Origin of the sequence: Curtobacterium sp. 22159, assembly GCF_052045775.1 — a bacterium.
GTDB lineage: Bacteria > Actinomycetota > Actinomycetes > Actinomycetales > Microbacteriaceae > Curtobacterium.
In genome coordinates this window covers 424,742-431,884 of sequence record NZ_JBQEPN010000001.1, presented here as the reverse complement: position 1 = coordinate 431,884, position 7,143 = coordinate 424,742, and the positions used below count along the sequence as shown (strand labels likewise).

Annotated in this window: 6 protein-coding genes; 5 read left to right on the top strand and 1 reads right to left on the bottom strand. The window is 67.9% G+C overall.

The annotated features are described in order from the left end of the window. Positions 1-1,536 (bottom strand): Ig-like domain-containing protein (locus ACTJKO_RS02155; protein WP_440685190.1); only part of this gene is annotated, 1,536 nt, incomplete at its 3' end. A 301-nt stretch (positions 1,537-1,837) separates the two neighbouring features. Here ACTJKO_RS02155 and dnaK point away from each other — a divergent pair. From dnaK to ACTJKO_RS02130, 5 genes are all read left to right on the top strand, one after another. After that, positions 1,838-3,700: a molecular chaperone DnaK gene (gene dnaK / locus ACTJKO_RS02150; RefSeq protein ID WP_440685188.1), complete on the top strand. Its 1,863-nt coding sequence runs from the start codon at positions 1,838-1,840 to the stop codon at positions 3,698-3,700. A gap of 2 nt (positions 3,701-3,702) precedes the next feature. Then, positions 3,703-4,350: a nucleotide exchange factor GrpE gene (locus ACTJKO_RS02145; RefSeq protein WP_440685186.1), complete on the top strand. Its 648-nt coding sequence runs from the start codon at positions 3,703-3,705 to the stop codon at positions 4,348-4,350. 24 nt (positions 4,351-4,374) lie between these two features. Then, entirely contained in the window at positions 4,375-5,373 is a 999-nt protein-coding gene (locus tag ACTJKO_RS02140) for a DnaJ C-terminal domain-containing protein (protein WP_440685184.1), read from the top strand. A gap of 178 nt (positions 5,374-5,551) precedes the next feature. Continuing rightward, positions 5,552-5,962, top strand: coding sequence for a heat shock protein transcriptional repressor HspR (locus ACTJKO_RS02135; RefSeq protein ID WP_079239144.1), 411 nt, complete (start codon positions 5,552-5,554; stop codon positions 5,960-5,962). 35 nt (positions 5,963-5,997) lie between these two features. Further along, positions 5,998-7,140 (top strand): class I SAM-dependent methyltransferase, encoded by a 1,143-nt coding sequence (locus tag ACTJKO_RS02130; RefSeq protein ID WP_440685182.1) that lies wholly within the window; start codon positions 5,998-6,000, stop codon positions 7,138-7,140. The last annotated feature ends 3 nt before the right edge of the window (positions 7,141-7,143 follow it).

Here is a 7,143-nt window from a genome sequence, read left to right as displayed (position 1 = left end):
CATCGACTCAGCAGCCGGCGTGTCAATCCGCTGATCCTGCACCACACCCGGGTCCGAATCCTTGAGGGTGACGCGGTGCTCACCGGCCACCATGGACTCGCCCTGAGGCGTGTACTCGGTGAGGAGACGGTACGCGACGCCGAAGTTGAGTTCGTCGCCGAGCTTGCTCCACTTGCCGTCGCGGTCTGCGAAGGCGTCGATGATCGTGCGTCCGGTCTCGGTCTTGATGACCACACGCGACTCAGGCTCGGCAGTACCCGCGAACTCGATCCGCTTGGACGGCGTGTCGACGGTGGAGCCGTTCGCCGGGGTCTCGATCACGAGCGGCGCAATGTTCGACTGGCCCGGATTCACGACCACCTTCGAAGTCGTGGTGTTCGCGCCCTTCGACTTCTGGGTCGCCTCGATGGTGTTCTCACCCTTGCTGATGGTGACGGCCTTGTTCCACTTGCCGTCCTCGCTCACGGTCTCAGGCTTGCCCGCAGTACCGTTGACGGACACCACGACCTCGGAGCCCGGCTCGCCCGTACCCTGGACGGTGATCGGGGACTCGTCCTGCTCCGACTCGTTCACAGGCGACGAGATCTCGACTGCCTTGCCATAGTCGAGGCTCACGGACTTCGTGGACTCAGTCCCGTCGTCCGCGGTCTGCTTCACGGTCAGGGTGTACTCGCCGCCCGAGTCCGGGGCGTCGATCTCGACCGAGTAGTTGCCCTCGGCGTCGGTCGTCGTCGAGGCAACCTCCTTGCCGTCGGGGTCAACGATCGAGATCGCCGAGTCGGGCTTGCCCCTCCCAGAGATCACGGACTTGTCGTCGCGACCGTCCTGAAACGTCCATTCGGCCGAGAACGGCTTGATCGCTTCATGCTCACCTGCAAGCGGAACGCCCTCAACGCCAGCCTTGAACCCCGTGTGCTTGCCGACGATAGCCGGAGCTGGTGGAACACAGCTCTGGCCGACGCCGTGAGCAGTGCAAGTGTACGACGTTCCCGGGATGTTGCTTTCACCAATTCCGACGATCTTGCCCTTGAAGGTCAGATAGCCCTCCGAATACCCGAAGTGCGCGCCACAGTTGGCTCCGCCTGGGGTGAGAATTGTCGCCCCGATCGGGGAATTAGGCACATACGTTACCCAGTGCCCCTGCCCCACTGTTCCGCTGTACCATGTCTTGGTCGGTCCCGCCTCGGGAGCCACGCAGTAGCCGCCATTCTTGAGGGCGAATCGTCCGTCACCCCGACCCGAGTCAATGACTTCGTAAGTGGAGCGCGAGGCCGCTTCCTCCAACGTTGTGTAGTAGCCGACGGCATTCGAGTCCGACTTACTCACAATCTGGGAGAAGTAGCTCGGGATTGCGTATCTCGAACCGACCTTGAACACCAGCTGCATCGAACCAAGTGACTGGCCGGCTCGAGGAACGGCCGGTTCGGCTGCGCTTGCGGAAGTGGAACCGAAGGAAAGGCCGGAGGCGAGGGTCGCGACGGCGAGCGCCGACGCACCCAGGCCTTTCGCGATACGGGTCTTCTTGTTCTTGCTCATGGTTGGGTTCCCTTTCAAGGGGATCGGGGCCGCGTGCGTTTCGTCAGAGCGATCGGGTCGCCCGCGGCTCGCGGTCATCTTCTTGGCGGGTGAACCCCGCTGCACAACCAACATATCAAGTATCAACCTGAAATACAACTCTGTGCGATAGAAACCTTCTTGAGCCGTTCTGACGCAACTTTCAGCTCCCTGGGTTGACGCGCCTCCAGTCCGGAGTAGAGTTGAGTCCATCGGACGCAAGTCCGCAGACTTCCGCACCACGCGCCGCAACCGGCGCACCCTGACAGAAGGAGCACCACACATGGGACGTGCAGTAGGCATCGACCTCGGCACCACCAACTCGGTCGTCAGCGTTCTCGAGGGTGGCGAGCCCACCGTCATCGCGAACGCCGAGGGCATGCGGACCACCCCGTCGATCGTCGCGTTCACCAAGGACGGCGAGGTCCTCGTCGGCGAGACCGCGAAGCGTCAGGCGGTCACCAACGTCGACCGGACCATCGCGTCGGTCAAGCGCCACATCGGTACCGACTGGAAGGTCGAGATCGACGGTAAGCAGTACACCCCGCAGGAGATCTCGGCCCGCACCCTGGGCAAGCTCAAGCGCGACGCCGAGCAGTACCTCGGTGAAGACGTCACCGACGCGGTCATCACTGTGCCGGCGTACTTCAACGACGCCGAGCGCCAGGCCACGAAGGACGCCGGCGAGATCGCGGGCCTCAACGTCCTCCGCATCATCAACGAGCCGACCGCTGCCGCGCTCGCGTACGGCCTCGACAAGGGCAAGGAAGACGAGCTCATCCTGGTCTTCGACCTCGGTGGCGGTACCTTCGACGTCTCACTGCTCGAGGTGGGCAAGGACGACGACTTCTCCACGATCCAGGTCCGTGCGACCGCGGGTGACAACCGCCTCGGTGGTGACGACTGGGACCAGCGGATCGTCGACTACCTCGTCAAGAAGTTCAAGGACGAGCACGGCGTCGACCTCTCCACGGACAAGATCGCGAAGCAGCGCCTCAAGGAGGCCGCTGAGCAGGCGAAGAAGGAGCTCTCGTCGCAGATGTCGGCGAGCATCCAGCTCCCCTACCTGACGCTCACGGCCGACGGCCCGCTCAACCTCGACGAGACGATCTCGCGCGCACAGTTCGAGCAGATGACCTCCGACCTGCTCGACCGCACGAAGAAGCCCTTCAACGACGTCATCAAGGAAGCGGGTGTGTCGGTCAACGACATCTCGCACGTGGTACTCGTCGGTGGTTCGACCCGCATGCCCGCCGTGGCCGAGGTCGTCAAGAGCCTGACCGGTGGCAAGCAGCCGAACCAGGGCGTCAACCCGGACGAGGTCGTGGCCGTCGGTGCCGCTCTGCAGGCCGGTGTCCTGAAGGGCGAGCGCAAGGACGTCCTCCTCATCGACGTCACGCCGCTGTCGCTCGGCATCGAGACCAAGGGCGGCCTGATGACGAAGCTCATCGACCGCAACACCGCGATCCCGACCAAGCGGAGCGAGACCTTCACGACCGCTGACGACAACCAGCCGTCGGTCGCGATCCAGGTCTTCCAGGGCGAGCGCGAGTTCACCCGCGACAACAAGCCGCTCGGCACCTTCGAGCTGACCGGCATCGCCCCGGCTCCCCGTGGCGTGCCCCAGGTCGAGGTCACCTTCGACATCGACGCGAACGGCATCGTGCACGTGTCCGCGAAGGACAAGGGCACCGGCAAGGAGCAGTCGATGGTCATCTCCGGCGGCTCGTCGCTGCCGAAGGAGGACATCGAGCGCATGGTCCGCGAAGCCGAGGAGCACGCGGCCGAGGACAAGGCCCGCCGCGAGGCGAACGAGCGTCGCAACCAGGCCGAGCAGCTCGTCTACTCGATCGAGAAGCTCATCAAGGAGAACGACGACAAGCTCCCCGCGGACGTCAAGTCCGAGGTCCAGGGCGACGTCGACTCGCTGAAGTCCGCGCTCGCGGGTGAGGACGAGGACGCCGTCAAGGCCGCCTTCGACAAGCTCAACGAGTCGCAGGGCAAGCTCGGTCAGGCGATCTACTCGCAGCAGGACGCGGGCGCCGCGGCCGGTGGCGAGCAGGCCGCTGGTGAGCAGCCGGCGGACGACGAGGACATCGTCGACGCCGAGGTCGTGGACGACGAGGACGACAAGGACAAGAAGTAACGATGACGGATCCCAAGGACAACGTGCCGAACGAGGACGAGCCCCAGGTCGAGGGCGACGCCACCAACGCACAGCAGCCCGAGGACCTCATCGAGGCGGAGGGGCCGGACGTCGAGGTACCGACCGACGGCCCCGCCGCCGGCGGCCCCGAGTCAGACCTCTCCCCGGAGGACCAGGCACTGCTCGACGACGCGGCACGCGGGATGGCCGAGGACAAGCTGTCCCAGGCCGACCGCGACCTCGTCGCCGAGATGCGCGCGGACATGCTACGTGCGCAGGCCGAGCTGGTGAACTTCCGGAAGCGCGTCGAGCGTGACCGCGAGGCCAACCGCGAGGTCGCCATCGCCGAGGTCGTCCGTGCCCTCCTGCCCGCACTCGACGACCTCACCCGGGCGGAAGCCCACGGTGACCTCGCCGAGGGCCCCATGCAGGTGATCGCGCAGAAGATCCGCGGCGGGTTCGACCGGTTCAAGCTCGTGCAGATCGGCGAGAAGGGCGAGTCCTTCGACCCGAACATCCACGAAGCGATCGTGCAGCTCCCCACTCCGGGCGCCACCGGCCAGACCGTGGCGGACGTCGTCGAGCCGGGCTACAAGCTCGGTGAGCGTGTCCTCCGTGCGGCCAAGGTCGCCGTGGCGGTCCCGGCCTGATCCGCGACAGGAGGTAGGTGATCCATGGCCAGTCAGGACTGGTTCGACAAGGACTTCTACAAGGTCCTCGGGGTCTCCAAGGACGCCTCCGACGCCGAGCTGAAGAAGACGTACCGGAAGCTCGCGCGGCAGTACCACCCGGACTCCAACCCGGGTGACGCCGCCGCCGAGAACCGCTTCAAGGAGATCAGCGAGGCGTACTCCGTGCTCTCCGACAAGGAGCAGCGTCAGGAGTACGACCAGGTCCGCGCCATGGGCTCGGGCGCCCGCTTCACCGCGGGTGGCCCGGGCCAGGGCGGCGGCTTCGAGGACGTCTTCGGCGGCATGTTCGGCCAGGGCGGCGGGCAGCGTGTCCGCTTCGGTCAGGGCGGCGGCGGCGCGGGCGGCTTCGAGGACATCCTCGGCGGCATGTTCGGCGGTGGTGGTGGCTTCGGTCAGTCCAGCGGCGGGTACCGCGGCTTCGGCGGACCGACGAAGGGCCGCGACGTCACCGCGACGACGACGCTCGACTTCACGACCGCGATCGCCGGCGACACCGTCAAGCTCTCGCAGGGCAACGGCCGGCCGGTGAACGTCCGCATCCCAGCGGGCGTGGCCGACGGCCAGAAGATCCGGCTGCGTGGGCGGGGCGAACCCTCGCCCGACGGCGGCGAGGCCGGTGACCTCGTGGTCACCGTCACCGTCCGCAAGCACCCGGTGTTCGAGCGCGACGGGCAGAACCTCCGTGTGGACGTCCCCGTGACGTTCGTGGAGGCGGCGCTCGGCGCCACCATCCAGGTCCCCACCCTCGGTGGCGATCCGGTCAAGCTGAAGGTCGCGCCCGGTACGCCGTCGGGTCGCGTCCTCCGCGTCAAGGGGCGCGGCGTCACGACCAAGAACGGGACAGGCGACCTGCTCGCCACCGTGCAGGTCGCGGTGCCGTCGCACCTGTCGGACAAGCAGCGCGAGGCCGTCGAGGCGCTCGCGGCCACCCTGCCCGACGAAGACCCCCGCGAGGACCTCCTCGCCAAGGCACGCAGCTAGCGCTGCTTGCTGAAGAACCAGCCTGGGCCCACGCCGCCGGTACCCGCCCGTCGCGAAGCGGCGGGCGGGCCGTGCCGGTGGGGAGAGGCGCGGCGCGGCTTCCTGACGGACGCCCGCCGCGCCTCCAGTCTGGTTCCCGGACCACGCGAACGACGGAAAGGAACACGCCATGACCGACATGGACGAGAACTCGCCCGTCTTCGCCATCGCGATGGCGGCGGAGCTCGCCGAGATGCACCCGCAGACGCTGCGGCAGTACGACCGGCTCGGCCTGGTCGTGCCTGGGCGTACACGCGGCGGCTCGCGCCGCTACTCGATGCGCGACGTCGCGCAGCTGCGCGAGATCGCGCGGCTCGGCTCCGAGGGTGTCTCCCTCGAGGGCATCCGTCGGGTGCTCGAGCTCGAGAACGAGAACCGGGCGCTGCGCGCTCGGGTGAGCGAGCTCGAGACGGCGCTGGCCGACCAACTCATCAACCGGCCGGGCGCGCGCGTGTTCGCGGCGACGGCGTCGGGTGCCGCGATCTCGCTGAAGGCCGGGTCCAGGCCGCAGCGGAACACGCAGATCGTGCTGTACCGCGGGCCGCGCTGAGGCTCCCGACCGCGGACGCTCGGTACGCTGGCGCGATGCCACCGGACTTCGCCGACTTCTTCCGCCGTCGCGACGACGATGCGCCGGACCTCATCGCGATCGACGGCACCGACCGTTTCATCCTCGACGAGGCACCTCACGTGCACGGCGACGCGCTCCGGCAGCCCGGCGAGGTCGCGGTGGTCGACGACCGCCACGGCGTCCTGACGCTCGGTGCGATCACCGTGCACGGTGCCTCCGACGTGCGGGTCGTGCAGGACTCCCTGGTCGGTGTCCGTGCGCTCGAGGCCAACGCGGGCACGTTCGGCCGCCGAGGGTTCCACCACCCCGAGTCGCTGGAGCAGGCGTTCCGTGACGTCCGACTGGTGCTGCTGCGGCTGTCGAAGTCGAACGACCGCCTCGACGAGGTCGCCCGGGCAGTGGCGCGGTGGGCTGCGCCGGACGTCGTCCTGCTCTGCGGTGGCGTCTCGAAGCACATGAACCTGTCGCAGAACGACGTCCTCCGCCGGTACTTCGGTGAGGTCACGGCCTCACGGGGACGGGGGAAGTCGCGGTTGCTCATCGCGCAGGACCCGTTGCGCGCCTCTGCCACCCGGGCGGACACGATGAACCCGTGGCCGCGGTCCGTGCACGTCGACGAGCTCGGCATGACCCTCGTCGCGCACGGCGGCGTGTTCGCCGGCACCTCGCTCGACCAGGGCACGCGGGTGCTGCTCGGCGTCATGGACGACGCGGTCCCGACCGCGCGCACCGCGGTGGACCTCGGCTGCGGCAACGGTGTGATCGCCACGGCGATCGCGCTTCGTCGACCGTCGCTCAAGGTGATCGCGACCGACGTCTCAGCCATCGCGGTCGCCTCCACCCGCGCGACCGCGGCGGCCAACGGAGTCGCCGACCGCGTCACCGTCGTCCGCACGGACGCGGGCGACGAGCTCGCCGAGGGGTCCGCGCAGCTCGTGCTCTGCAACCCACCGTTCCACGCGGACACCACGGTGACCACCGACGCGGCCGAGGCGATGTTCCGGAACGCCGCCACGATCCTCCAGTCCGGCGGTGAACTCTGGTGTGTCTGGAACTCCCACCTGCGGTACCGGGGCGCACTGGAGCGGAGCGTCGGCACGACGCGTGAGGTCGTCCGGACGCCCCGCTTCACGGTGACGGCGTCGCGCGTTCCCTGACTC